At 73.6% G+C, this 24,523-nt stretch carries 24 protein-coding genes; 7 read left to right on the top strand and 17 right to left on the bottom strand.

Translation table 11 applies throughout. The annotated features are described in order from the left end of the window. The first annotated feature begins 153 nt into the window (after positions 1–153). Positions 154–633, top strand: coding sequence for a VOC family protein (locus ACGIF2_RS17035; RefSeq protein WP_396048331.1), 480 nt, complete (start codon positions 154–156; stop codon positions 631–633). A gap of 50 nt (positions 634–683) precedes the next feature. Beyond that, the gene (locus ACGIF2_RS17030; protein ID WP_396048329.1) at positions 684–1,493 is read left to right on the top strand and encodes an exodeoxyribonuclease III; all 810 of its coding nucleotides are present in this window, start codon (positions 684–686) and stop codon (positions 1,491–1,493) included. Here ACGIF2_RS17030 and ACGIF2_RS17025 read toward each other — a convergent pair. Continuing rightward, entirely contained in the window at positions 1,481–1,900 is a 420-nt protein-coding gene (locus ACGIF2_RS17025; protein ID WP_396048327.1) for a MerR family transcriptional regulator, read from the bottom strand. The genes ACGIF2_RS17030 and ACGIF2_RS17025 overlap by 13 nt on opposite strands. 89 nt (positions 1,901–1,989) lie before the next feature. On the opposite strand from ACGIF2_RS17025, the gene ACGIF2_RS17020 reads away from it, so the two are divergent. Continuing rightward, a complete protein-coding gene (locus tag ACGIF2_RS17020) occupies positions 1,990–2,976 on the top strand; it encodes an aldo/keto reductase (RefSeq protein ID WP_396048324.1) in 987 nt (328 codons plus the stop codon). A 62-nt stretch (positions 2,977–3,038) separates the two neighbouring features. Here ACGIF2_RS17020 and ACGIF2_RS17015 read toward each other — a convergent pair whose 3' ends face one another. Next, positions 3,039–4,331 carry an MFS transporter gene (locus tag ACGIF2_RS17015; protein WP_396048322.1) on the bottom strand — a complete coding sequence of 431 codons (1,293 nt, stop codon included), beginning with the start codon at positions 4,329–4,331 and terminating at the stop codon, positions 3,039–3,041. A gap of 56 nt (positions 4,332–4,387) precedes the next feature. Between ACGIF2_RS17015 and ACGIF2_RS17010 the strand changes: the two genes are divergently transcribed. Beyond that, entirely contained in the window at positions 4,388–4,957 is a 570-nt protein-coding gene (locus ACGIF2_RS17010; protein ID WP_396048320.1) for an ArsR/SmtB family transcription factor, read from the top strand. Between the two features lie 60 nt (positions 4,958–5,017). Here ACGIF2_RS17010 and ACGIF2_RS17005 read toward each other — a convergent pair whose 3' ends face one another. The 14 genes from ACGIF2_RS17005 to ACGIF2_RS16940 form a co-directional block, all read right to left on the bottom strand. Next, entirely contained in the window at positions 5,018–6,010 is a 993-nt protein-coding gene (locus ACGIF2_RS17005; RefSeq protein ID WP_396048318.1) for a hypothetical protein, read from the bottom strand. 2 nt (positions 6,011–6,012) lie between these two features. Beyond that, the gene (locus tag ACGIF2_RS17000) at positions 6,013–7,275 is read right to left on the bottom strand and encodes an ABC transporter permease (RefSeq protein ID WP_396048316.1); all 1,263 of its coding nucleotides are present in this window, start codon (positions 7,273–7,275) and stop codon (positions 6,013–6,015) included. After that, positions 7,272–7,991, bottom strand: a complete 720-nt coding sequence (locus ACGIF2_RS16995; protein WP_396048314.1) for an ABC transporter ATP-binding protein — start codon at positions 7,989–7,991, stop codon at positions 7,272–7,274. The genes ACGIF2_RS17000 and ACGIF2_RS16995 overlap by 4 nt, the downstream gene beginning before the upstream one ends. Further along, entirely contained in the window at positions 7,988–9,592 is a 1,605-nt protein-coding gene (locus ACGIF2_RS16990) for a hypothetical protein (RefSeq protein ID WP_396048313.1), read from the bottom strand. Before ACGIF2_RS16990 ends, ACGIF2_RS16995 begins: the two co-directional genes overlap by 4 nt. Then, positions 9,589–10,566 carry a hypothetical protein gene (locus tag ACGIF2_RS16985; protein ID WP_396048311.1) on the bottom strand — a complete coding sequence of 326 codons (978 nt, stop codon included), beginning with the start codon at positions 10,564–10,566 and terminating at the stop codon, positions 9,589–9,591. The genes ACGIF2_RS16990 and ACGIF2_RS16985 overlap by 4 nt, the downstream gene beginning before the upstream one ends. 310 nt (positions 10,567–10,876) lie before the next feature. Further along, the gene (locus ACGIF2_RS16980; RefSeq protein WP_396048309.1) at positions 10,877–12,082 is read right to left on the bottom strand and encodes an ABC transporter permease; all 1,206 of its coding nucleotides are present in this window, start codon (positions 12,080–12,082) and stop codon (positions 10,877–10,879) included. Continuing rightward, positions 12,079–12,879 (bottom strand): ABC transporter ATP-binding protein, encoded by an 801-nt coding sequence (locus ACGIF2_RS16975; RefSeq protein ID WP_396048307.1) that lies wholly within the window; start codon positions 12,877–12,879, stop codon positions 12,079–12,081. The genes ACGIF2_RS16980 and ACGIF2_RS16975 overlap by 4 nt, the downstream gene beginning before the upstream one ends. Further along, positions 12,876–13,898: a secretion protein HlyD gene (locus ACGIF2_RS16970; RefSeq protein ID WP_396048305.1), complete on the bottom strand. Its 1,023-nt coding sequence runs from the start codon at positions 13,896–13,898 to the stop codon at positions 12,876–12,878. Before ACGIF2_RS16970 ends, ACGIF2_RS16975 begins: the two co-directional genes overlap by 4 nt. 119 nt (positions 13,899–14,017) lie before the next feature. Beyond that, entirely contained in the window at positions 14,018–15,268 is a 1,251-nt protein-coding gene (gene galK, locus ACGIF2_RS16965) for a galactokinase (protein WP_396048303.1), read from the bottom strand. Beyond that, positions 15,265–16,452, bottom strand: a complete 1,188-nt coding sequence (galT, locus tag ACGIF2_RS16960) for a galactose-1-phosphate uridylyltransferase (RefSeq protein ID WP_396048301.1) — start codon at positions 16,450–16,452, stop codon at positions 15,265–15,267. Before galT ends, galK begins: the two co-directional genes overlap by 4 nt. Next, positions 16,449–17,279, bottom strand: coding sequence for a DeoR/GlpR family DNA-binding transcription regulator (locus ACGIF2_RS16955; RefSeq protein WP_396048299.1), 831 nt, complete (start codon positions 17,277–17,279; stop codon positions 16,449–16,451). The genes galT and ACGIF2_RS16955 overlap by 4 nt, the downstream gene beginning before the upstream one ends. Positions 17,280–17,334: 55 nt before the next feature. Continuing rightward, on the bottom strand, positions 17,335–18,501 hold the full coding sequence (locus tag ACGIF2_RS16950; RefSeq protein WP_396048296.1) for an Mrp/NBP35 family ATP-binding protein: 1,167 nt from the start codon (positions 18,499–18,501) through the stop codon (positions 17,335–17,337). A 41-nt stretch (positions 18,502–18,542) separates the two neighbouring features. After that, positions 18,543–19,175 carry a DUF1003 domain-containing protein gene (locus ACGIF2_RS16945; protein WP_396048294.1) on the bottom strand — a complete coding sequence of 211 codons (633 nt, stop codon included), beginning with the start codon at positions 19,173–19,175 and terminating at the stop codon, positions 18,543–18,545. Further along, positions 19,168–20,487: a magnesium transporter MgtE N-terminal domain-containing protein gene (locus ACGIF2_RS16940; protein ID WP_396048291.1), complete on the bottom strand. Its 1,320-nt coding sequence runs from the start codon at positions 20,485–20,487 to the stop codon at positions 19,168–19,170. Before ACGIF2_RS16940 ends, ACGIF2_RS16945 begins: the two co-directional genes overlap by 8 nt. Positions 20,488–20,550: 63 nt before the next feature. On the opposite strand from ACGIF2_RS16940, the gene ACGIF2_RS16935 reads away from it, so the two are divergent. Further along, positions 20,551–21,204 (top strand): general stress protein, encoded by a 654-nt coding sequence (locus ACGIF2_RS16935; protein WP_396048289.1) that lies wholly within the window; start codon positions 20,551–20,553, stop codon positions 21,202–21,204. Positions 21,205–21,256: 52 nt separating this feature from the next. On the opposite strand, the gene ACGIF2_RS16930 is transcribed toward ACGIF2_RS16935, so the two are convergent. Further along, complete coding sequence (locus tag ACGIF2_RS16930; protein ID WP_396048287.1) at positions 21,257–22,804, bottom strand: aminopeptidase P family protein; 1,548 nt, start codon at positions 22,802–22,804, stop codon at positions 21,257–21,259. Between the two features lie 101 nt (positions 22,805–22,905). Here ACGIF2_RS16930 and ACGIF2_RS16925 point away from each other — a divergent pair, with 101 nt between their 5' ends. Together ACGIF2_RS16925 and ACGIF2_RS16920 are read left to right on the top strand one after the other, a co-directional pair. Then, entirely contained in the window at positions 22,906–23,748 is an 843-nt protein-coding gene (locus tag ACGIF2_RS16925; RefSeq protein ID WP_396048285.1) for a PHP domain-containing protein, read from the top strand. After that, on the top strand, positions 23,745–24,368 hold the full coding sequence (locus ACGIF2_RS16920) for a MarC family protein (RefSeq protein ID WP_396048282.1): 624 nt from the start codon (positions 23,745–23,747) through the stop codon (positions 24,366–24,368). Before ACGIF2_RS16925 ends, ACGIF2_RS16920 begins: the two co-directional genes overlap by 4 nt. Positions 24,369–24,523: the final 155 nt, after the last annotated feature.

The raw sequence follows: 24,523 nt of genomic DNA, 5'->3' as shown, positions 1-24,523 counted from the left end.
ACAGTGTGTATACCGCTCAGGCGTTGACGTCCCAACCGCGGAGCGGCTGGCCGGACCCGCCTGACCCGTGGTCAACTGACACGTCGGGCAAAGGGTCAGGTCACGACCCCGCCGCGGAGTACCTGGAGCAGCAGTGCACAGGAGGAGATCACCATGGGCATCGTCCGACCGCACCTCTGGTACCACGAGCACGCCGAGGAAGCCGCCCGCTTCTACGTCTCGGTGATCCCGAGATCCGAGATCACGAACGTGGTCACGGCCCCCGAGGGGGTGCCCGGCACCGAGCCGGGCAGCGCGTTCATCGTCGAGTTCACGCTCGACGGGATGCCGGTCACGGCCATCAGCGCCGGGCCGTCGCTCACGCTGAACGCCGCGTTCTCTTTCCTCGTCGAGTGCGACACCCAGGACGAGATCGACCACTACTGGGACGCGCTCGTCGTGGACGGTGGCGAGCACGGGCAGTGCGGCTGGCTCACCGACCGGTTCGGGCTCTCGTGGCAGGTGGCTCCCCGCATGCTCGGGGGCGTCCTGTTCGGCCCCGACCCTGCGGGCGCAGCGCGCGCCACCGAGGCCATGCTCGCGATGACGAAGCTCGACATCGCGGCGGTGCAGGCCGCCTACGACGGCGTCTGACACCACGGACGGCGGCGGCCTCTGTCAGGGTCATGGGGTTGGATGTCCCCGTGCTGACCATCGCCACTGTGAACGTGAACGGGATCCGCGCCGCCTTCAAGCGCGGCATGGCCGAGTGGGTCGCGACCCGCAAGCCTGACGTGCTGCTGCTGCAGGAGGTGCGGGCGCCCGACGAGATCGTCGGCGACTTCCTGCCCACGAGCGAGTGGCACGTCGCGCACGAGGCGTGCGAGATCAAGGGCCGGGCGGGCGTGGCGATCGCGTCGCGGCTGCCCATGTCGGCCGTGCGGATCGGGCTGGCCACGGGTGTGCCGGTCGACACCGGCCGGTGGGTCGAGGCCGACCTCGAGGTCCCGGCCGCGGACGGCACGACGCGCACGGTCACCGTCGTGTCGACGTACATCCACTCGGGCACGGCCGGGACGCCCAAGATGGACGAGAAGTACGCGTTCCTCGACCACGTGACCAAGCGGCTCGCCGAGCTCACGGGGGAGGGCCGCCACGTCGTGGTCGCGGGCGACCTCAACATCGCCCACCGGAACGTGGACATCAAGAACTGGAAGGGCAACCTCAAGGCCGCGGGCTTCCTGCCCGAGGAGCGCGCCTACCTCGACCGCTGGTTCGACGAGCTCGGGTGGCGGGACCTGGGGCGTGAGCTCGGCGGCGAGGGTCCCGGGCCGTACACGTGGTGGTCGTGGCGCGGGCAGGCCTTCGTCAACGACTCCGGGTGGCGCATCGACTACCAGCTCGCGACGCCGGCCCTCGCCGACCTGGCCCGCACCGCCGTGGTCGATCGTGCCGAGACCTACGACGAGCGGTTCAGCGACCACGCCCCCGTGGTGGTCACCTACGACGTCTGAGCCGCCGCGCCCGCGAGCTCGTGCGCGCCGGACCCGTCGACGACCGTGCGGTAGTACGCGATCTTCTCGGCCAGGTGCTCCTGCTGGCGCGCCAGCAGGGCGACGGTCGCGGCGACCTCGGCCGCGTGCTGCTCGAGGATCTCGAGCCGCTCGGGCACGGTCCGGTCGGCGTCCGCACCGGTCGCCAGCGCGAGCTCGGCGTAGCGGCGCATCGTGGCGATCGGCATGCCCGTGTCACGCAGGCACCGCAGGATCTCGAGCCACCCGAGGTCGCCGTCCGAGTAGGCGCGGCGCCCCGCGTGGTCGCGCTCGACGCCGGTGAGCAGCCCGATCCGCTCGTAGTACCGCAGGGTGTCGATGCTGAAGCCGCTGCGTCGCGCCGCCTCGGCGGGGGTGAACGAGGTCATCCGCCGATGATCCCACCTGGCCCGGGACCTGCGTCGGCACGCGACGTGTCGCTTGACCTGGAGCGCGCTCCAGGTCCGACAGTAGGGGCATGACGACCCCCGACGCCCCGACCCCGACCGCCCCGACCCCCGCCGCACCTCCGCTCGCGCTCGGCGCGATGCCCTTCGGCACCACGATCGACGAGGACACCTCGTTCGCCCTGCTCGACGCCTACGTGGCCGCGGGCGGCGTGTGGATCGACACGGCCGACTGCTACTCGTTCTGGGTCGACGAGTCGGGCCACGGCGGGGCGAGCGAGCTGCTGCTGGGCCGCTGGCTCGCGGCCCGCCCCGGGGTCCGCGAGCAGGTCCGCATCGTGACCAAGGTGGGGTGCGAGCCGCTGTACCCGGGCAGCTACCCGGCGCACTCCGACGGACTCGGTGCCGACGTGGTGCGCCGCGTCGCGTCGCAGAGCCTCGAGCGGATGGGCATCGACCGCATCGACCTGTTCCTGGCGCACCGGGACGACCGGGCGACGGAGGTCGCCGAGACGGTCGAGGCGTTCGGCGGGCTCGTCGAGGACGGTGCGATCGGGCGCTGGGGGTACTCGAACACCACCCCGTGGCGGTTCGAGCGGGCCGCGGCGCACGCCACGTCCCGTGGGCTCGTGGGGCCGAGCGCGCTCCAGCTGCGGTACTCGTACGTCCAGCCCCGGCCGTTCGTCCGCGACCACGACCACGACCACCGGTTCGGCTGGATCACCGACGAGGTGCTCGACTACGCGGTGAGCAACCCGGGCGTCGAGCTGTGGGCCTACAGCCCGCTCGTGCAGGGCGCCTACGACCGCCCCGACCGTCCGCTGTCCGACGCGTTCACGCACCCGGGCACGACCCGGCGCCTGGAGGTGCTCGACGCCGTCGCGCGCGAGCTCGGCCGCACCCGGAGCGAGGTCGTGCTGGCGTGGCTCGCGGGCGGCGACCCGGTGGTCCGCCCGGTGCTCGGGGTCAGCAGCCTCGCGCAGCTCGAGGCGGCGATGTCCGGGATCCGCCTCACCCTGGCACCCGACGTGCGGGAGGCGCTCGACGCCCCCTGGTGACCCGTCGCGGCGCCGCCGGTGATCGTTCCGGGCGCCCGGGAACGGCGGACGCTGCCTCGACCTCAGGTCGCGGGCAGCGTCCGCATCCGGGCGATCGGCGAGGCCAGCACGGGCAGGGCGGCGAGGATCTGACCGGCGGCCGCGACCCACAGGGTGGGGACGACGCCGAGGTGGGTGCCGAGCACGCCGCCGAGCAGCCCGCCGAGGGGCATCGAGCCCCACACCAGGAAGCGCACCGAGGCGTTCATGCGGCCCAGCAGCTCGGGCGGGCACACCCGCTGGCGGTAGCTCACCTGCGCGACGTTGTACACGACGACGTTGAGGCTGACGAGCGCGCCGCCGAGCACCAGCACCGGGACGGGCGGCACCCCCCAGCCGGCGAGCGGCAGGGAGAGCGGGATCAGGGCGAGCGCCGGGGCCATGGCCACGGCAGTGAGAGCGATGACGCGCCCCTCACCCACGACGCGCGCGATCCGCTCCGCGAGCACGGCACCCACGAGTCCGCCCACCGCGCTCGCCGAGTAGACGACGCCCAGGGTCGCGACGTCGAGGCCGAGCTCGCGCAGCACGAACAGCACGACGAGGGCCTGCCCGGCGGTCGCGAACAGGTTGCCCACCGACGTGCACGCGACGATGCGACGCAGCAGCGGATGCCGCACCACGAAGCCGAGGCCTTCGGCGATGGCCGCGCGCAGCGGCGGGTGCTCGTCGCGGGGGCGTACCTCCTCGGACGCCCGGATGCGGGCGACCGTCAGGGCCGAGACGACGTACAGCACGACGTTGACGGCGATGAGCGCGGGCGCGGTGACGACCCGGAGCATCGCTCCGCCGATCGCGGGGACCACGACGCCCGCGACCGACTGCGTGGCCTGGAGCTTGGCGTTGCCCTCGACGACGTGCTCGAGCCCCACGAGGCCGGGCACATAGCTCTGGTGCGCGACGTCGAAGAAGACGGTGGCGGCGCTGAGCACGATCGCGAGCACGTACAGCAGGGGCATCGAGGCCTGTCCGGCCAGCGCGGTGGCGACGAGGACGGTGAGCACGAGCGCGCGGACCAGGTCGGCGCGGATCAGCACCTGGCGCTTGCTCATCCGGTCCACCCAGGCGCCCGCCGGCAGCCCGATGACGAGGAACGCGGCGGTCTCCGCCGCGCTGAGCAGCCCCATCTGCCACGCGTCAGCACCGAGGTGCTGCACAGCGAGGACGGGCAGCGCGAGCATGGTGAGCTGCGACCCGAGCTGGCCCAGGGCGTCGCCGGCCCACAACCGCCGGAAGTCGGCGTGCCGGACGAGCGACCGCCGGGCAGGCGAATGGTCGGTGCCGGCGTCTGCCGGGCCGGGCGTCGTGGAGGTCACGAGGGGAGCATGGTGCGTGCGATTGGGAAAAGTCAATCACTAGATAGGATCGGGGCATGGCGACACCCGCGAGGAGACCTGCCGCGCCCGACGTGGCCCGCGACGCCGACGCCGACGCCGACGCCGACGCCGACGCCGACGCCGACGCAGACGCCCGCGCCCTGGCCTCGACCGTCCGGTTGCGCATCCTGCGGCTGTGCCTCGACGAGCCCCGCACCAACCGGGAGATCGCCGAACGCCTCGGCCGCAATCCCGCGACGACGCTGCACCACGTGCGCATGCTCGTCGACCGCGGCTTCCTCGCCGCCGAGCCGGCGCGCCGCGGCAACCGGGGCGCGCGCGAGGTGCCCTACCGAGCGACGGGCAAGTCGTGGCGCACGAGCCTCGCCCCGGGCCAGGACCGGGTCCTCGTCGACACGTTCGTCGAGGAGCTCGCCCTGGCCGATCCCGCGAGCGTGTCCATCACTCGGCTCGGGGTGCGGCTGAGCCCGGCAGACCTCGACGAGCTGCGCACCCGGGTGCACGCCCTGTTCGAGGAGCTCGCGGCGCGTGAGCCGGACGCGGACGGCGTCCCGTACTCGCTGTTCTGGGCGATGCACGAGGACACCGGGCGCCTGCCGCGCTGACCTGCCGCACCGCCCTCTCGGCGAGCCGGGCCGCCGGGGCTGTGACCGGCGGACATCGCCTCAGCGGTCGGCCGAGTACCGCTCGACGAGCGCGTCGAGCTCGGCCCGGTGCGTGTCGACGAACTCCTGCTGGCGTTCGTGCTCGAGGGCCTCGAGCTCGTCCTGGTAGTCGGTCGCGTCCTGGCACGCGAGGTCGGCGACCGCCACGGTGATCTCGAGCTCGTGCAGCTCCTTCCACGCCTTGCCCGAGCCCGGCTCCCCGCCGGCGAGCGCCTCCTGGCGCACGAGCATCTCGGCCTGGAGCTGGTCCACCGCGTCCTGCGGGTGCGTGTACGCGGGGGTCCCTGCCTCGCGCATGCAGGCCACCCACGCGGTGCGGACGGCGTCGAACTGCGGGTCGAGGTCGCGTTGCCAGGACCCTTCCCACTCGTCGCGGATCATCACGACGTCCTCGCTCGTGGCCACCTCCCAGTCGAAGGCCTCGTGCTCGGCACGGCCGGAGCAGCCCTTCTCGGTCCACGGTGCGGTGTAGGCGGCGTCGATCTCCTCGTCCGTGGGCGCCGTGTCGCCGAACGCGAACACCCCTTGCAGCGCCTTCTGGTACGCGGCCCCTTGCGCCGGCGACATCGCCATCTGGTACTCGGTGTTCGGGTCGTCGGCGACCGAGGACGTGGTGATGCCGGGCCGCTCGCCGGGCTCGGTGAGCCCGTAGCCGTACTCGGCCGCGTAGGCGTGCTCGTCGAAGGTCGCGAGGGCCTCGGTGTCCTGCACCGAGGAGTGGTACCTCGTGGGGTCAGGGACGTACTCGAAGCCCGCGTCGTGCATGCAGGCCGCGACGATCTCCTCGGCCTTCGACGCCTGGGCGACGAAGGCCTCGGCGCTCTCGTCCTCGACGCCGGTGATCAGGTCGAGGTACACGTCGAGCGGGCCGACGGTCGGCGAGGCTGCCGCCACCGGGTCCGGGCCGGACGTGCACGCCGCGAGAAGGGCGACGCCCAGCAGTGCACCGCCGACGGCCGCGACGCCCGGCGCCCCCCGCCTCCAGGACCTCATCGTCAGACCCCTCCGCGGAGCGCGGCGATCGGCTCGATCGCCGCGGCCTTGAGCGCCGGGTAGATGCCGGCGGCGAGCCCGATCACGCCGCCCGCGAGCGCGCTGGCGCCCACGACCCGCAGGTCGAGCAGCGGGGTCCACTCCTGCAGCGCGGAGACCAGCACCACGACGGCCACCCCCAGCGACGCGCCGATGAGCCCTCCGAGCAGACCGACCACCACGGACTCGACCACGAACTGCGCCGCGATGTCCCGCCGGGTCGCCCCCAGCGCGCGCCGCAGCCCGATCTCGCCGACGCGCTCCATGACCGACAGCAGCGTCACGTTGGCGATCCCGACCCCGCCGATGAGCAGGGCCACGGCCCCCAGCGCGAGGAAGATCGTGTTGATGTCCGCCTGCACGCCGGCGCGGACCTTCGAGCCGCTGGGCGGGGCCTGCACCGTGAAGCCGTCGGGGGAGTTGGGGTCGAGGGCCACCGGCGCCTGCTCGCCGACCACCTGACCGGCTCCGACGGCGATGCGGATCTGCAGCTGCTCGGGGGCCGCCAGGTCGAAGTCGGCCCGCGCGGTACCCATGGGCAGCACGACCGCGTCGAGCAGGTCGGTGCGCCGCTTCACGTCGTCGATGATCCCGATCACGGTGTAGGAGACCTCGCCGATGAAGATCGAGGGCTGCCGGTCGACGCGGTGCACGCCGAGCCGTTCGGCGGCGCGCGCCCCGAGGACCACGATGCGGTCGCCGCGCGCGTCGTGGCCCGCGTCGAACCACCGCCCTGTGACGACGTGCCCGCGCACGGTCTCGAGCAGTCCGCCGGACGCCGCGAGCACGGGGACGGTCAGCGTGGCCGGCTGCGACGGGTCGTTGACGGGGACCGAGGTGATGGCCGCTGCGCCGACGTCGACGGTCGCGAGGGTGCCGGCCGACTCGACTCCCGCGAGCCGACCCACGCGTTCGGGGGCGTCCCACGGCAGCCGGGCCTTGGGAAGGGTCTGGCCTGTCATCGAGGTCGACGTGGCGGGCTGGACCACGACCTGCGTCGCGGCGACGGCGTCGAACTGCTTGCTGATCTGCCCGGCGGCGGTCTGCGCCAGGCCCACGGTCACCACGACCGAGGCGATGCCGAGCACGGTGCCGAGGATCGTCAGGAGCAGCCGCCCGGGTCGTGCGCCGATGCCGAACGTGGCCTCGGCGACCAGGTCCCGCACGCCGAACCGGTCGCCGCGCGGGACGCCGGCCGTCCGGGGGCGGGCGAGCAGGTGCCTCATGCGAGCTCGGTCAGGGTGCCGTCGGTGATCCGCACGCGGCGCTGGGCCCGCGCGGACACGGCCGGGTCGTGCGTGATGACCACGAGCGTCAGCCCGTCGGCGTGCAGCTCGTCGAACAGGTCGAGCACGCCGGCCGAGTTCGACGAGTCGAGGTTGCCCGTCGGCTCGTCGGCCAGCAGCACCTGCGGGGAGGCGACCACGGCGCGGGCGATGGCCACGCGCTGACGCTCGCCGCCCGAGAGCACGGTCGGCAGGAAGTCGATGCGGTGCCCGAGGTGCACCCGGGCGAGGGCCGCCAGGGCACGCTCGCGGCGCTCGGCACGGGGGACACCGGCGTACAGCGTGGCGAGCAGCACGTTGTCGAGCACTGTGCGGTGCGGCAGCAGGTGGAAGGACTGGAACACGAAGCCGATGCGGCCCCCGCGCAGCCGGGACCGCTCGGACTCGGGCGCGCTGCCGGTGGGGACCCCGTCGAGCAGGTACTCGCCCGTGGACGGCCGGTCGAGGAGGCCCAGGATGTGCAGCAGGGTCGACTTGCCCGAGCCCGACGGCCCGATGACCGACACGTACTCGCCGGCCTCGATGCGCAGGTCCGCCTCGTGCAGCGCGACCACGGGCGGGTCGCCCGGGAACGAGCGCGTGAGCCCCGCGAGCTCGATGACCGCCGGGGCGGGCAGCACCGCCGGCTCGTCGAGCATCGCGTCGAGGATGCTCATCCGTCGGCTCCCGCGGTCGTGGCGTCGTCGGTCGTGGCCGGTTCGGCGGTCGGGCCCGAGATCCCCACCACGACCAGGTCACCCGCGGCGAGCGGTGTGCTCGATGTCGTGATCTGCACGTACCCGCCCGCGGCGAGCCCCGTCTCGACCGTGACCAGCTCGCTCGTGCCGTCCTTCGCCTGGCGCTCGACGCGCGACTCCCCGCCCGGGCCCGCGGTGAGCGCCGCGAGCGGTACCGCGAGCACCTCGCCGCCGGTCGAGCTGACGGGGACCTTGACCCGCACGTTGGTGCCCTGCAGCGCCGTCACCTGGGCCTCGGTCAGCTCACCCGGCGCGAACCGGACCGTGTACCGGCCGCTGTCGCTGCCGGTCGTGCCCGAGCTGCTGGTGGTGCCCCCCGTGCTGTCGTCGCTCGGCTCGCCCGACGTGCCCGGCGCCTCGATCGCGGTGACCGTGAGCGGGATGTCGGTCCCGTCGACCGTCGTGGCCCCGACCGCCCCGACGGTCAGCAGGTCGGCGTCCTTGCGTGCGGCCGAGGCGACGATCTCGAGCGTGGCACCCGAGACGCTCATGACGGGCCCGTTGACGACCGAGCCCTGCTTGACCGTGACGTCGTCGACGCGACGCGGCAGCGACGGCAGAAACACGACCTCGCTCGCGGGCAGCGGGGTGAGCGTCGACGCCTTCGCCTCGGTCAGCGCGGTGCGGGCGTCGGTCAGGGCGAGCTGGGCGGCAGAGACCTGCGCGGCCTCCGCGGCCGCACCGGTGCCGGCGAGCAGCGCGGCACGCTGCGCCACGGCGAGCGCGAGCGCGTCCTGCAGCTCGGCGACGTCGGTCGGTGCTGCCGGGGCCTCGGTCTCGGTGCCGGTCGGGGGGTTCTGGGCGGCGGCGAGGGCACGCTCGGCCGCCCGCACCGCGTTGTCGGCCTGGAGCCGGTCGACGTCGCTCGGTCCCGCCTTGGCCTGGGTCAGGGCGAGCTGCGCGGTCGCGAGGTTCTGCTCGGCCGCCCGCACGGAGTCCTGAGCGGCCTTGACGGCCTCCTTCAGGTCCTTGGTGGTCGCCGGCGGCTGGTAGCCCACGCGCTGGTAGAGCGCGACCACCCCGGCGGCGGTGGCCGCGTCGTACACGTCGGAGTCCTGCTTGCCGGCGGCGATGCCGAGCGTGGCGAGCGCTGCCTTGAGCTGGCGGACGTCGGGCCCCGACACGCCCTCGCGCAGCGTGCGGTAGGTCGGCAGCGTCCCGGGGAGCACGATGACGGGCCGCCCGATGATCTCGAGCGCGATGCCGGCCGCGTCGAGCGTCGCGCCGACATCGGGCACCTGGCCGGTGACCACGGCCGAGCCGCCGATCTCGCCCGTCTCGATGCGCACGTCGGCGGGGTCGTCATACTGCGCGTCGCCGCGCAGCGTCACGTCGTTCGCGAGGACCCGGCTCTCGACCGGGACCGTGACGGGTCCCGCGACCGGGGCGGCGGCGTCGGCGGCGGCCTGCGCGGGGGAGGTGATGAGCCTGCTCAGGAGCAGCCCCGCGACGAGCGACAGGACGGCCACCGCGGCCATCACCAGCACGGTCCGGTTGCCCCGGGTGACGGCGAACCTCACTTGTCGGCCTCGTCGGTCGCGTGGGCGGCCACCCAGGCCTCGAGCTCGTCCTTGTGCTGGTCGACGAAGTCCTGCTCGAGGGCGTTCCAGGCCTTCTGGTACCGCTTCTGGTAGTCGGTGGACTTCTGGCACCGCGCGTCGGCGACGGCCGTGGCGATCTCCTTCGTCTTGAGCTCCTCGAGCGCGGCGGGGTCGGGGCCGCTCTCGTCCTGGACGTTCTCCCACAGCGCGTTGCTGGCGTCGGAGATGCTCATCGACGCGTCGTTCACCGTCGCGAAGTCGTAGCCGGCCTCGCTCATGCAGTCGGACCACGCGGTGTTGATCTCGGTGAACTGCGGAGCTGTGCTCGACTGCTCGTACAGCGCCTGGATCTGCTCCTGCAGGTCGGCGAACGCCGGGTCCTCCCACGCCTCCTGCGCCGTGCCGGTCTCGTAGACCTCGTGGCTGGCCTTGCCCTGGCACCCGGCCGTCGTCCAGTCGTACTCGGTGGCCTCGGCCTCGGGGTCCTCGACGTCGGTCGTCGACTGCTCCCCGTAGAGCGCTTCGTAGTACGCGGCCTGCTCGGTCTCCGACATGCCGGCGACGTAGTCGGCGTTCGCGTCGACCCACTCCTCGGCGTCCGGGTCAGCCGTGGCCCCGATCGAGGTGGTGATGCCGTAGCCGTTCTTGGCGGCGTACTCCTCGGTGCCGTACTCGGCGCCGGCCTCCTCGGTGACGACCGTCGTGGTCCCCGTGTAGTCCTGGGGGGTGTACTCGAAGCCGGCCTCCCGCATGCACGCCGCGGTGACCTCCTCCATCTGACGGTTCATGGCGTCCCAGTCCTGCTCCTCGTACCCGCCCGAGATGCGCTCGAAGTAGGCGCTGAGGGGGCCGGTGGTCGGGTCCTCGCTCGACGTCGACGACGCGTCGGAGCAACCGGCGAGCAGCAGCGCCGTGCAGCCGGCCGCGGCCACGGTCAGGGTGATGGCCCTCATGGGTGTGCCTTCCTCGATGTGCGGGCGTGCTCGAAGGACCGCGCGGGGCACGCGGGTCGGGGTGCACGGAAGGACGGGCGATGGCACTCACCCGGAACGGCCCCCTGACCGCCGCGCCTGGTCCTCGAGCGCGGTCCCAGGACCGTAGCGCGCACGTGCGCGGTCGCGGGAGGGATTCGGGCGCAGATCGACCGGTTTCGACCCGCAGGCGTACGCAGCCGCCCGGACAGTCATCCTCCGGGCTGACAACGGTTCCCGGCCGCGCGTGGTGCGCGTCCGGGAACCGTTGGGTGCAGACCGGTCGATGGGGTCAGTAGCGGATGGCGTCGATGACCTTGACCCGCACGGCGACGATCGCGGGGATCAGTCCCGCGAGCATGCCGACACCCGTCGCGCACGCCATGCCGACCAGCGCCGCGGACAGCGGGAACGGCGGCAGGTCGTCGAGGCCTCCGCCGGTCAGCCGGTCCACCGGGATGTTCTTGATGACAGCGACGGCGATCACGACCCCCACCACGCCCGCGACGACCGTCGCGACGACCGACTCCATGAGCACCCCGAAGAACACCCGGCCCGACGTGGCCCCGAAGCTGCGCCGGATGCCGATCTCGCGGATGCGGTGCCGCACGGTGACGAGCGCGATGTTGACCAGGCCGAGCCCGCCGAGCAGCAGCGCGATGCCGCCGATGCCGAGGACGGCCCACTTGGTGGCCCCGTCGAGCACGTTGTAGCCGCCCGACGTCCACGCGTCGGCGTGGACGCCCGGGATCGCCGCCGCGAGGTCGCGGCTCACCAGCGGCATGAGCTCCTTGGTCATCTCGGGGGGAGCCCAGATGCGCAGCGTGGGGATCTGCCCCTGGAAGTCGCCGATGCCCCAGCGGGTCATCTGGGCGCTCAGCGCGTACGCCTCGGGCGGTGACTTCTCCCACGAGTTCGCGTAGACCCCGACCACCTCCGCGACGACGGGGTTCGCTCCGCCGAACGTGACGGTGGGGTGGGTGTCGAGCGCGGGCGAGCCGAGCAGCGCCCAGGTGGACTCGTTGACGACGAGCGCGGGGGCGAGGCGCTCGGCGTCGGCGTCCGTGAACCACCGGCCCTGCGTCGTGCGGAACCGGGTGATGGTCCCGTACCCCGGGTCGACCACCCGGGTGTCGACGGTCGCCGCTCCCGTCGGGAACCGCAGGGTCGTCTGGGTGTAGGACTGGCGCGACCAGTACGTGATGCCGTACTGCTCGACGATCCGCTCGAACGCGGCGTCGACGACCTCGTCGGCGGGCGCGACGGGCTGCTCGCCGTCGACCCACTCCTGGTAGGCGCTGACGTCGAACGTGCCCTCCCGACCCTGGCCGCGCTCGGTCATCTCGGTCACGGCCTGGTCGAGGATCTGCACGGCGGCGGTGATCCCGGTGATCGCCGTGACCGCGACCGCGACCCCGATGAGCGCGAGCAGCACGCGCAGCTTGTGGATCCGCAGCTCGTCCCAGGCCTCCAGGATCGTGCTCACCACGCCGCTCATGCGTGCACCGTCCCGGGCAGCTCGACGGTCCCGGCCGGGCGGCTCGGGTCGGAGTGGTGGTGCACGTCGGTGGGGACGTCACCGACCCACTCCGTGACGCGGCCAGGGGCGTTGAGGACGATCGGCACGAGCACACCGTCGGCGAGCCGGTAGTGCCGCTGGGCGCGGGCCGCGACGGCCAGGTCGTGCGTGATGGCGATGAGCGCGGCGCCGGTCTGCGCGGCGATCTCGTCGAGCAGCGCCATGACCTCGCCACCCGTGTCGACGTCGAGCGCACCGGTCGGCTCGTCGGCCAGGATCACGCGGGGCCCGCGCACGAGCGCCCGGGCGATCGCGACGCGCTGCTGCTCGCCGCCCGAGAGCTTCTCGGGCTTCTCGTCGAGACGGTCGCCCAGGCCCACGCGCTCGAGCATCTCGGCGGCGATCCGGCGGCGCGCCCAGAACTGGCGTCCGCGGGCGTACATGAGCGGGGCGGTGACGTTCTCCAGGGCCGTGCGCCCTTGCAGCAGGTTGAACTGCTGGAACACGAAGCCGAAGTCGTCGCCACGGCGGCGGGCACGGCGACGGTTCGACAGCCGGGCGACCGACCCGCCCTCGAGCCGGTACTCGCCCGACGTGGGGGAGTCGAGCAGCCCCAGGATGTTGAGCAGCGTGGACTTGCCGGTGCCCGACCTGCCGACGATCGAGACGTGCTCGCCCGCGTCGACGCTGAGCGTGATGCCGCGCAGGATCTCCAGGACGCGGTCGTCGGGCAGGCGCACCGAGCGCGTGACGTCCGTCAGCTCGAGGAGGCTCATCCGGGGCACACCCCGTCGACCCCCGACGTGCCGTCGCCGCACTCCGCGGTGACGTCGCCCACGGGCACGAACAGCAGGATCTGGTCGCCGACGGACAGGCCCTCGGTGACCTGCACGTTCTCGCCGTCGGTGAGCCCCAGCTTGACGGCGCGCTCCTCGTTGGTGCCGTCGGGCAGCACGACCCACACGTTGCCGTCCTGGACCGAGCCCTGCACCGCGGTCACGGGGACCACAGCGACGTTCTCGGCCGTGCCGTTCGTGATGACGATGTCGGCGCCGAGCCCGGCGAACGCGGTGATGCCGGCGGGGACCGCGCACGTCACCGTGCCCCCGGTCGACGGGCTGGTGTCGACCTGGGTCGCGTCCGTGCCGGTGTCCGGGATGCTGGACCCGATCCGCAGGCCGGTGCACGTGAACGGGGCCGGGCCACCCTTGAGCGTCACCTGCGCCTCGCCCGGCAGCCCGAGCAGGCGGTACTGCTGGTCGGCCGAGAGTGCACCGGTGACCGAGAGCGTGCCCGGGGCCACCGAGCCGACGGTGTCGCCCACCGCGACGATCTGCTCCTTGAGCGCCGTGAGCGTGAGCGTCCCGGCGGACGAGGCCTTGATCGTCTCCTTCTTGATCTTCGGCTTGTTCTCGGTGACGGTCTGCTCACCCGTCTCGGGGTTGGTCGCGACCGTGGGCTCGACGGGTGTCTCGAGCGTGACCTCGAGGACGGGGGTGCCCACCTCGACGTGCTGCCCGGCGGTCGCGAGGACCTTGGTGACGGTCCCGGCCATCGTCACCTTGACCGGGACGGACGGGTCGTCGATGACCGATCCCTGCACCGCGACCGCGTTGGTGACCGTCCCGGTCGTGACCTCGGCGTGCTGCTCGGTGATGACGGCGGTCGGGACCAGCGCGTCGTCGGTGGTGGTGAGCTCGGCGCCCTGGAACGCGATCTTCACCAGGGCCGCGGCGATCACCGCCCACAGCAGGATGCGGATGGTCGGGAAGATGATCCTGCGGGTGACCCCCACGGTCTGGCTCCTCGCGTCGGGTGGAGGGGTACGCCGCTGCGCCCCTGGCAGGGAACGTAGCGGCCCCGGTGGCGCAGCGGGATCAGACCGCGGGATGAGTGGTTCGGGGCGCTGGTCCGTCAGTGGGCGGAGGCCGCCGCGGTCGCGACGAGGAAGGCCGGGGGGGTGAAGCCGTGCGCGACGAACGCCCAGGCCACGGCCGCGGCAACCGGTTCGACGTCGGAGGCCTCGACGAGCGCGATCGCGGAACCACCGAAGCCGCCGCCGGTCATCCGGGCGCCGAGCGCACCGGCCGAGCGGGCCGCCTCGACCGCGACGTCGAGCTCGACGCACGAGACCTCGTAGTCGTCGCGCAGCGAGGTGTGCGACGCGTCGAGCAGCGGGCCGATGTCGCGCACCCGGTCGGCGTCGAGCAGGGCCACGACCGCCTCGACCCGGGCGATCTCGGTCACGACGTGGCGCACCCGCCGCACCGCGACCTCGGCCACGTCGGCCTCCGACGTGGCGGCGAGCCGGTCCAGGGCCGTGTCGAGGTCGTCCGGTGCGATCTCGCGCAGGGTCGCGACGCCCAGCGACGCGGCGGCCGCCTCGCAGGTCGCCCGGCGGGCGGCGTACTGGCCGTCCACAAGCGCGTGCGCGGCGCGCGTGTCCACCACGAGCAGCGCGAGGCCTTGCGCCTCGAGGTCGAACGGCACATGGCGCACCGAGGCGTCCAGGCAGTCGAGCAGCAGCGCGTGGCCGGCCCGGGCCCGCAGCGAGGCCGCCTGGTCCATGCCACCCGTGGGGGCGCCCGCGATGTCGTTCTCGGCCCGGACGCACGCCGCGGCCAGCACCGTGCGGCCCGCGTCGTCGGGCGCGTCGACCGGGCCGGCGAGGCCCAGCCCGAAGGTGGCGTCGAGGGCGACGGCGACAGCGGACTCGAGCGCGGCCGACGAGGACAGCCCCGCGCCGTAGGGCACGCACGAGTCGACCACGGCGTCGAAGCCGCGCACCCGGTGACCCTGCCCGGCGAGGCCCCACGCGACCCCGACGACGTACGCGGCCCAGCCGTCCACGGTGCCCGGGGCGACGTCCGCGAGCCGGAGCTCGACCCCTCCCGAGCCCGGCTCCTGGGCCGAGGCGAGCCGGACCACGTCGTCCTGGCGGGCGCGCAGCGCGACATAGGTGCGGTGCGGCAGCGCGATCGGCAGGCAGAGCCCGCCGTTGTAGTCGGTGTGCTCGCCGATGAGGTTGACCCGGCCCGGTGCCGACCACACTCCCGGCGCGGGGCCGTCGGTGCCGAACCGCTCGGTGAACGCGGCGCGCACGCGCTCGGTGCCGGCCTCGGGGGCCCACGCATCGACGCGCGCCAGAGGGGGCGTGGTGCTCATCGGGAGACCTCCTGCAGGCGGGCGGCGACGCGCTCGGGCGTCGTGTCGCTGATCCACGCGGCCATGCCCGACTCGACGCCCGCGAGGTACTTGAGCTTTCCCGGGGCCCGCAGCACCGAGAAGATCTGCAGGTGCAGGCGACCCAGGTCGCGTCCCTCGCCGACCACGGCCTGGTGCCAGCCCGCGATGTACGGCAAGGGGATGGGCGTGCCGTCGGGCTCGACGAAGAACCTGTCGAGCCGGCGCAGCAGCTCGAGGTACGTGACGGCCAGGTCGTCGCGCTCGGCGTCGGTCAGCGCCGGCAGGTCGGGGACGTCGCGGTGCGGCGCCAGGTGCACCTCGACGGGCCACCGGGCCGCGGCGGGCACGTACGCCGTCCAGTGCTCCGACTCGAGCACCACGCGGGTGCCGGCGCGGCGCTCGGCGTCGAGGACGTCGCGGTGCAGGTTGCGCCCGGTGCGCGCCTGGTGGGCGGCGGCCTGCCGCAGCATGGCCTGCGTGCGCGGCGGCACGAACGGGAACGCGTAGATCTGGCCGTGGGGGTGCGGCAGCGTGACGCCGATCTCCTTGCCGCGGTTCTCGAAGCAGAACACCTGCTCGACGCCGGGCAGCGCGGCCAGCTCGCGGGTGCGGTCGGCCCACGCCTCGATGATCGTGCGGACCCGGGTCGGGGTGAGGTCGGCGAACGAGCTCGTGTGGTCGGAGCTGAAGCACACGACCTCGCAGCGTCCCGCGGCGGGCCGGGCCTGCCACACGTCCTCGCCGTCGACCGCCCAGGTGTCGTCGACGCTCAGACCGGGGACCTGCATGAGGGCCGGGAAGCGGTTCTCGAACACCGCGACGTCGTAGTCGGTGTCGGGCACCTCGCCGTCGGAGTACTCCGCGCCGGGGCGTGCCGGGCACAGCGGGCACGAGTCCGCGGCGGGCAGGAAGGTGCGGTTCATCCGGTGCGAGGCCATGGGCACCCAGTCGCCCGTGAGCGGGTCGAGGCGCATCTCGGGCCCCTGGAACGGACGCACCGCGCCGTCGGGACCGGTCACGTCGGCGAACCGGCCGGTGAGCGGGCGGGGGTCGTCGAGGCGGCGCGTGCGCTGCCCCGAGACGTACTCGGGGGAGTCGTCGAAGTAGAGCAGGTCGCGGCCGTCGGCGAGGGTCGTGGCGGTGCGACGCACGGTGGCGCTCATGGTGCTCCAGGGTCGAGGGGGGGCTCGGGGGTCGGGTCGTCGGGCGGGGCGAGCAGCACGCGCCCGACGAGCGGGTCGAGCGCGCGCCGGGCCTCGGCAGTGAGCTGGGTGTCGCTGACCAGCGTGTCGACCTCGTCGAGCGGGGCGATGCGGGCGAGCCCGACGACGCCCCACTTGGTGTGGTCGGCCAGCACCACGACGTGGGCCGCGCCCGCGAGCAGCGCCCGGTCGGTCGCGGCCTCGAGCAGGTTGGGGGTCGTGAGCCCGTCGCCGTCGAGCCCGTGCACGCCGAGGAACGCGGTGTCGACCCGCAGCTGGGCGAGCGAGGCGTCCGCGACCGGGCCGACGAGCGCGTCGGACGGGGTGCGCACCCCGCCCGTGAGGATCACGTCGAGCCCCGCGGGGGTGACGGCGGCGTGCAGGGCCTCGGCGGCCGCGAGGGAGTTCGTGACGACCGTGAGCGGTCGCAGCGCGGCGTCGGCCGCGACGAGGTGCGCGAGCAGGTGGGTCGTGGTGCCGGCCGAGAGCGCGATCGCCTGCCCGGGCTCGACGAGGGTCAGGGCCAGCCGGGCGATCGCCTGCTTCTCGGCCGTCGCCCAGCTGCGCTTGGCCTCGAAGCCCGGCTCGTGGGCCGGGCGCGAGCCCGTGTCGGGGCCGACCGCGCCGCCGTGCACGCGCCGGACCAGGCCGGCACGGGCGAGCTCGGTGATGTCGCGCCGGATCGTCATGTCGGACACGTCGAGCTCGTCGACGAGGTCGGCCACACGGACGGCCCCGTGCAGACGGACGGCTGCCAGGATGCGCTCCTGACGAAGGGAGGCGAGCACCCGAACAGTATTCACCAAGAACGCACAACAACCAACATGGCTGCTGTGCGGCGCGTCACCGACCCGCGGGAGTGAGCCCCAGCGAGCGTCCGGCGAGCCCGCGCGAACGACCGGCGAGCGCACGCGCGACACCACGCAGCGCCACCGCGGCGGCCGAGTCCGGGTGCGCCAGCACCACCGGGGTGCCCGCGTCACCGTCCTCGCGCAGCGTCACGTCGAGCGGCACCTGACCCAGCAGCGGCACGTCGGCACCGTTGATCCGCGACAGGTTCTCGGCGACGCGCGCACCGCCGCCCGCGCCGAAGAGCTCGAGCCGCGAGCCGTCGGGCTGCTCGAGCCACGACATGTTCTCCACGACCCCCACGATGTTCTGCCGGGTCTGCTGCGCGACCGTCCCCGCGCGCTCGGCCACCTCGGCGGCCGCGACCTGCGGCGTCGTGACCACCACGACCTCCGACGTCGGCAGCAGCTGCGCGACCGAGATCGCGATGTCACCCGTTCCGGGCGGCAGGTCCAGCAGCAGCACGTCCAGGTCACCCCAGAACACGTCCGCCAGGAACTGCTGCAGTGCGCGGTGCAGCATCGGGCCGCGCCACACCACCGGCTGGCCCTCCGGGACGAACATGCCGATCGAGACGACCTTCACGTCGAACGCCACGGGCGGCATGAGCATGTCGTCGACCTTGGTCGGCGGGCGAGTCACGCCCAGCAGGCGCGGGATCGAGAAGCCGTAGATGTCGGCGTCGACCACGCCCACCCGCAGCCCGTCGGCCGCCATCGCCACGGCCAGGTTCGCTGTCACGGACGACTTGCCGACGCCGCCCTTGCCCGACGCGATCGCGTACACCTTGGTCAGCGAGGACGGCTGGGCGAACGGGATCACCGGCTCCGCGGCGTCACCCCGCAGCAGCGTGCGCAGCGCCGACCGCTGCTCGGCCGACATCACGCCCATGTCGACGCGCACGTCGGTGACGCCCTCGACCGTGCGGGCCGCCGCTGTCACGTCGGTCGTGAGCGTGCCCTTGAGCGGGCAGCCCGCCGTGGTCAGGTCGACGCCCACCACCACGAGCGGACCACCGTCGGTCGCACCGCCGGGCGTCACGTCGACCGAGCGGACCATGCCGAGCTCGGTGATCGGACGGCGGATCTCGGGGTCGAGCACGCTCGCGAGGGCACCTCGCACGGCATCGGCGAGGGCGGCGGGGTCAAGGGAGGACGGCATGGCCCCATCGTAGGTCGGTCCGCGACAAGGGCCGTTGGGCCTTAGGTCGGCCGAGGGCCGTCGTCCGTCTGGGTGGGGGCGTCGCCGCTGTCCGGGAGGTCCGAGACGTCCGGTCCGGGCCGGTGACCTGCCCGCTCCGCCTCCCGCTCTGCATCTCGCTCTGCCTCTCGCTCGGCACGGTCGGCCTCGCGCTCGGCCTCCCGCTCGACCAGCAGCTCCTCGAGGAGGTTGCGCAGCTCGGACCGCACGAAGTCACGGGTGGCCACGTCGTTGAGCGCGATGCGCAGCGCCGCCATCTCGCGCGCCAGGAACTCGGTGTCGGCCAGGTTCCGCTCGGCGCGCTGCCGGTCCTGCTCGAGCGTGACGCGGTCCCGGTCGGTCTGCCGGTTCTGCGCGAGCAGGATCAGCGGCGCGGCGTAGGACGCCTGCAGCGAGAGCACGAGCGTGAGGGCCGTGAACCCGAGGGCGGCCTTGTCGAACTGCACCGGCGTCGGCGCGTACGTGTTCCAGCCGATCCACGCGACGCAGAACAGCGACAGCCACAGCAGGAAGCGCGGCGTGCCCATGAACCGGGCGATGCCCTCCGACACCTTGCCGAACGTGTCGTCGTCGAAACGCACCCGCGGGATCCAGGTGCGGCGGGTCTCCTTCGGGGTGTCGAGCCGCTCAGGCATCGCGACCTCCCCGAGCTGTCGGGCCGCGCCCGCGCACCGGGGCCGGCGGGGGAGTCGGCAGCGGCTCGTCGTCGGCCTCGCGCCAGTCCTCGGGCAGCAGGTGGTCGAGCACGTCGTCGACCGAGACCGCGCCCAGCAGGCGACGCTCGGCGTCCACGACCGGGAGCGCGAGCAGGTTGTACGTCGCGAGCAGCCGGGTGACGTGCAGCAGCGGGGCGTCGGCCGACACCGCCTCGATGTCGGTGTCGACCAGGGCGCCGATCGGCTCGTGCGGGGGGTCGCGGAGCATGCGCTGCAGGTGCACGACGCCGATGAAGCGCCCCGTGGGGGTCTCCAGCGGCGGGCGCACCACGAAGACCATGGAGGCCAGAGCGGGCGCGAGGTCCTGGCGGCGCACGTGCGCGAGGGCCGCCGCCACCGGGGTCTCCGGGCCCAGGATCACGGGCTCGGAGGTCATCATGCCGCCCGCGGTGTTGTCCTCGTACGCGAGCAGGCGGCGCACGTCGCGCGCCTCCTCGGGCTCCATGAGCTCGAGGAGCTCGGCGGCCTGCGCGTCGGGGAGCCCACCCAGGAGGTCTGCCGCGTCGTCGGGCTGCATGGCCTCGAGCACGTCGGCAGCACGCGTGCGCTCGAGACCCGAGAGGATCGCGACCTGGTCGTCCTCGGGCAGCTCCTCGAGCACGTCCGCGAGGCGCTCGTTGTCGAGCGCCGCGGCGACCTCCATCCGCCGGGTGAGGCCCAGGTCGTGCAGCACGTCCGCGAGGTCGGCCGGCTTGAGGTCCTCGTAGCGCGCCAGCATGAGCGCGGCGCCCTGCGTCACGTCCGTCGCGGCCAGCCCCGTCACGGCGTCGACCGGCACCAGCACCGTCTCGCCGCGCCGGCGCAGCAGACCACCCTTGGCGGTGCCGTCACGGCGCACGAACAGCTGCACCACGCGCCAGTCGCCGTCACGCTGGCGCTCCATCGCGACGTCCTCGATCGTGCCCGTGCCCGATCCGTCGACGAGCTGCACGGTGCGGTCCAGCAGCTCACCCACCACGAGGGTCTCGGAGGGGCGCTGCTCGAACCGGCGCATGTTGACCAGACCGGTCGAGATGACCTGGCCCGGGTCGATCGCTGTCACCCGGGTCAAGGGCAGGAACACACGGCGTCGCCCCGGGACCTCGACCACGAGACCGACAGCCCGCGGGGCGCCCTTGGCGCGCACGAGCACGACGACGTCGCGCACGCGCCCGACCTGGTCACCGAGCGGATCGAAGACCGTGGTGCCGGCGAGGCGCGCGACGAAGACACGGGTCCCAGTGCTGCTCACGCAGGTCAGCCTAGACGTGCGCGGATCCTGGCGTGCAGCCGCACCCTGAGAGAGGATCGAGGTATGTCGTTCACCCGTCAGACCCGCGTACCCCAGGCGCCCACCCTGCCGAAGGGCGAACCCGTCGCGTCGTACGGGACCTACCTCGAGGCGCAGCGGGCCGTGGACCACCTCGCCGACAAGCAGTTCCCGGTGCAGAACGTCACGATCGTCGGCACGGACCTGCGCATGGTCGAGCGCGTCACCGGGCGGCTGTCCTACCCGCGGGTCGCGCTCGCGGGCCTCGCGACGGGCATGTGGTTCGGGCTGTTCGTGGGCCTGCTGCTCTGGATGTTCTCGGCGGGATCGGGCTCGACCCCGCCGCTGCTCGCCGCGATCCTCATCGGTGCCGCGTTCGGTGTGCTGTTCTCGGTCATCACCTACGCGTTCACGGGCGGCAAGCGCGACTTCACCTCGTCCAGCCAGATCGTCGCGGCGCAGTACGCGGTGCTGTGCGCGGCGGAGCACGCCCACCGGGCCCGTGCGCTGCTGCAGGAGATCGGCGGCGTGCAGTCCGGCTGGCCGGCCCGCACGGCCCCCGCGACGCTGCCGCCCTCCGACCCGTCCGGCTCGTACCCGACGCCTCCTGGCGCGCAGCCGCCGAGCGCGTCGCCGACGGTCCCGCCGGTGGGCCCCACCACGCCTCCCGCGCCGCCGCAGCAGCCGCCGGCCGGGTGACGCGACGAGGCCGGGCCGCCCGACGTGGGTGGCCCGGCCTGGTGCGTGCGGGTCAGCGGGCCGACAGGCGTGCCATCCAGGCCTCGACCTCGTCGGGGTCGCGGGGGAGGGCCGCCGAGAGGTTCTCGTTGCCGTCCACCGTCACGAGCACGTCGTCCTCGATGCGGACACCGATGCCGCGGTACTCCTCGGGCACGAGCTCGTCGTCGCTCTTGAAGTACAGGCCCGGCTCGATCGTGAACACCATGCCGGGCTCGATCGTCGCGTCCAGGTACAGCTCGCGGCGGGCGAGCGCGCAGTCGTGCACGTCGAGGCCCAGGTGGTGGCTCGTGCCGTGCACCATCCAGCGGCGGTGCTGCTGGCCCTCGGGGCTCAGCGACTCCTCGACCGAGACGGGCAGCAGACCCCACTCGCCGAGCCGGGCCGCGATGACCTCCATGGCCGCGGCGTGCACGTCACGGAACTTGTTGCCCGGGACGGCCGCGGCGAACGCGGCGTCCGCGGCGTCGAGCACGGCCTGGTACACGCGGCGCTGCACGTCCGTGTACACGCCGTCGACGGGCAGAGTGCGGGTGATGTCGGCCGTGTAGAGCGAGTCGACCTCGACCCCGGCGTCGACCAGCACGAGCTCGCCCGTGCGGACCCGGCCGTCGTTGTCGGTCCAGTGCAGCGTCGTCGCGTGGTCGCCCGCCGCGGCGATGGTCTCGTAGCCGACCGCGTGGCCCTCCTGCCGGGCGTGCCCGACGAACGTCCCCTCGATCACGCGCTCGCCGCGGCGGTGCGCGACAGCGGCGGGGAGCTGGCCGACGATCTTCTCGAAGCCCGCGATCGTGGTGGCGACGGCCTCGCGCATCTGCGCGACCTCGTGCTCGTCCTTGACGAGCCGCAGCTCGGACAGCGCCTCGGCGAGACGAGCGTCGGACCCGCCCGTGTCCTGCGCCGCACGGATCTCCTCGACGACCGCCTCGACGGCCTCGTCGACGCCGGGCACCACGACGAGCTGCACGCCGTCGGGCCCCACGTCCTTCGCCAGCGCGTCGCGCAGGGTGTCCAGGTGGGCGGTGCGGATGCCCGTGAGGGTCTCGAGATCGGTGAACGTGGGACGCGCGCCGACCCAGAACTCGCCGTAGCGCGCGTCCGAGAAGAACTCCTCGGAGTCCCGGCCGGCCGGCGGGCGCACGTACAGCACGGCGCGGTGCGTGCCGGGCGTGCCGGTCACGCCGTCGGGCGCCTCGGACTCGTCGACCGGGTGCAGCACGAGCACGGCGTCGGGCTCCTGCTCGGCGCCCAGACCGGTGAGGTGCGCGAACGCCGAGTGCGGGCGGAAGCGGTAGTCGCAGTCGTTCGAGCGGACCTTGAACGTGCCCGCCGGGATCACCAGACGCTGCCCGGGGAACTGCGCGGACAGGCGGTCGCGGCGCTCGGCGGTGAACGGCGCCGCCGCGCCGCGCTCGGTCGACAGCTCGGGGCGGGCACCCCACCCCGACGCCATGAACTCCTTGAACGCGGCGGAGGCCGGTCGCTGCGAGCGGTTCTCCCCCCGGCTCTCCAGGGGCTGCTCGCCGGACGGCAGGGTCTCAGGGTTCACGTCCTCGGTCATGGGCACCATCCTCGCACCAGAGCCTGGGCACGCGGGTCGTGCGCGGGGTCGTGCGCCGCCCCGCGACCGGGCGACCCAGCGGTGAGCCCTACCCTTGTGAGGTGCGCATCGACCTGCATACCCACTCCACGGCCTCGGACGGTACCGAGAGCCCGTCCGACGTCCTCGCCGCCGCGAACCGGTCCGGCCTCGACGTCGTCGCCCTCACCGACCACGACACCACCTCGGGCTGGGACGAGGCTGCCCGGGCCGCCGTGCACCACGGCGTCGCGCTCGTGCGCGGCACCGAGGTCTCGGCCCGCTCGAACGGCGTGTCCGTCCACCTGCTGTCCTACCTCCAGGACCCCGCGCACCCGGCCCTGGTCGCCGAGCTCGAGCGCACCCGCACGTCGCGGCTCGGGCGCGCCCGGCGGATGGTCGAGCTGCTCGCCGAGGACTTCCCGATCACCTGGGAGGACGTCCTCGCGCAGTCGACGCCCGAGACCGTCGTGGGTCGCCCGCACATCGCCGACGCGCTCGTCGCGATCGGTGCCGTCGAGAGCCGCGACGCTGCGTTCGCCGACCTGCTCACGAGCGACAGCCGCTACTACGTCACGCACCACGCGCCCGACGCGGCCGCCGCGGTGCGGGCGATCCGGGCCGCGGGCGGGGTGCCGGTCTTCGCGCACCCCGGCGCGGACGGTCGTGGACGCGTGGTGCCCGACGAGGTCTTCGACGAGCTGGCCGACGCCGGGCTCGCGGGGCTCGAGGTCGAGCACCGCGACCACTCGCCCGAGCAGAAGGTCCGCCTGCGGGGGATCGCCGAGCGGCTCGGGCTGCTCGTCACCGGCTCGAGCGACTACCACGGTGCGGGCAAGCAGAACCGGATCGGCGAGAACCTGACGGATGCCGCGGTGCTGCGCGCCATCGAGGAGCAGGGGCACGTCGAGGTGGTGCGACCGTGAGCGCCGTCTTCGACGCCCGGCTCTTCAGCGAGGTCTTCATCACGCTGTTCGTGATCATGGACCCGCCCGGCGCGGTGCCGATCTTCCTGGCGCTGACCAGCACGATGACGCGGGCGCAGCGCAACAAGGCCTCGCGCCAGGCCGTGCTCGTGGCGCTCGGCGTCATCGCTGCGTTCGCGATCTTCGGCCAGCAGCTGCTCGCCTACATGCACATCTCGCTGCCCGCGCTGCAGGCCTCGGGCGGTCTGCTGCTGCTGCTCGTGGCGATGGAGCTCCTCACAGGCAAGATGGAGGAGCCGAGCCCCTCGGGCGCGAAGGGGGTCAACGCGGCGATCGTGCCGCTCGGCACCCCGCTGCTCGCCGGACCGGGCGCGATCGTCGCGACCATGGTCTTCGTGCAGAGCAGCGACGGCACTGCCGGCGACTGGAGCTCGATCGCGCTCGCCCTGCTCGCGGTGCACGTGTGCCTGTTCCTCGCGATGCGGTTCGCGAACGTCGTCCACCGCATCCTCGGTGACTCGGGCACGATCCTCATCTCGCGCATCGCGGGTCTGCTGCTCGCGGCCATCGCCGTCCAGCTCGTCGCCGACGCCGTCATCGAGTTCGTCGCCACCGCCTGACCCGCCCGGCCCCACCCCCACCAGCCCGCGAGATAGAGCCGTGGGGGGGGGGGGGGGGGGGGGGGGGGGGGGGGGGGGGGGGGGGGGGGGGGGGGGGGGGGGGGGGGGGGGGGGGGGGGGGGGGGGGGGGGGGGGGGGGGGGGGGGGGGGGGGGG

It is taken from the genome of Cellulomonas sp. P22 (assembly GCF_044392165.1).
This window is presented reverse-complemented; position numbering and strand designations above follow the sequence as displayed.